At 48.0% G+C, this 1,056-nt stretch carries 2 protein-coding genes; one reads left to right on the top strand and one right to left on the bottom strand.

All coding sequences use genetic code 11. The features are described 5' to 3' along the window. Positions 1-18: 18 nt before the first annotated feature. Entirely contained in the window at positions 19-249 is a 231-nt protein-coding gene (locus tag RISW2_RS22945) for an Arm DNA-binding domain-containing protein (protein ID WP_043775809.1), read from the bottom strand. Positions 250-457: 208 nt separating this feature from the next. On the opposite strand from RISW2_RS22945, the gene RISW2_RS24975 reads away from it, so the two are divergent. Beyond that, a partial coding sequence (locus RISW2_RS24975; protein ID WP_156943999.1) for a toll/interleukin-1 receptor domain-containing protein occupies positions 458-1,056 on the top strand: 599 nt, incomplete at its 3' end.

Genomic DNA, 1,056 nt, shown 5'->3' with positions numbered 1-1,056 from the left:
ACTTTTCAGGGGAGCAGGTCAAACCTGTTGCACCCGCTTCCGCGCCTCGGCCAGCGACACGACGCCGAACCGCCCGATGGTCAGGCGACGCATCTTGCCATTGATGCGCTTGTGCAGGCAGAACGTCTTGGTGCCGGACGTGCTGATGCGCAGGACGAGACCCGGCATCAACTCGTCAAGGAAATCGAGACGTTTCGACGGGTTGGGCTTCTGCCCTTCGATGAACTTGGTGGTGAGTTTGCGTTTCATAAGCCCATGATAAGATGGGCGGCTGAGCCGCGTCAGGGACAACCCTAGAAGGTTTGCAGGGTTTTGGATCGGCCTGAGGGGGGCTGAATAGAAGGAACTGAGCGATCCGAGAATGTAATCTCTGAGGTTGGGCCATCTCAAGACTCTTGGCCAGCGACACACACTACGCTAGCGTTAGGCAAGCCAAACGACATGAGGCGGGAAAAGAATGGCCAAGCAAAAATTACCAATATGTTTTATTTCCTATTGCCACGACGATGCTGATTTTCCTGCACTAGAGGCGTTCGAAGAAGAAATTGAAAAGCAAATATCCGGAGCATTCCGCATAGTCCGAGATAAATCAAATATCTCTGTTGGCGGCTTGATATCTGACCACGAAGCCGAAATCCATCAGGCTGATGCAGTGATATTGATATGCACGCCCAAGTACAACAAAAAGGTGAAAGAAAGGGCTGGCGGCGTACATCGAGAGTATGGGCAAATTCTTTCAAGATATCAAACCTATCTAGATGCAGTAAAAAATGGAAATTCACCAAGACCATTTGCGTTGATTCCGATTTTGTTTTCCGGCGCGCACGACTCTTCCATTATGTCAGAGATATCGGATAACCTATATCTGGATTTTACGAAATTCCGTGTAGTCAAGGGTAAATCTGGAAAGTTTGAGGTCCCAGAATTTGTTCAAAGTCAACATAGAGACATATTTCACCAAATTAGATCGAAGCTCGATGGAGTGCGAAATGGAATTGAAGAGAACTTTGCCAAAGAATACGACTATTGGCTAAACTTGCTATTCCTTGAAGATCG

Source organism: Roseivivax isoporae LMG 25204, from assembly GCF_000521865.1.
Classification (GTDB): Bacteria; Pseudomonadota; Alphaproteobacteria; order Rhodobacterales; family Rhodobacteraceae; genus Roseivivax; species Roseivivax isoporae.
This window is presented reverse-complemented; position numbering and strand designations above follow the sequence as displayed.

Excerpts from the sequence above, each read along its gene's own strand:
- RISW2_RS22945 (WP_043775809.1), bottom strand. The coding sequence starts at position 249 with ATGAAACGCAAACTCACCACCAAGTTCATCGAAGGGCAGAAGCCCAAC.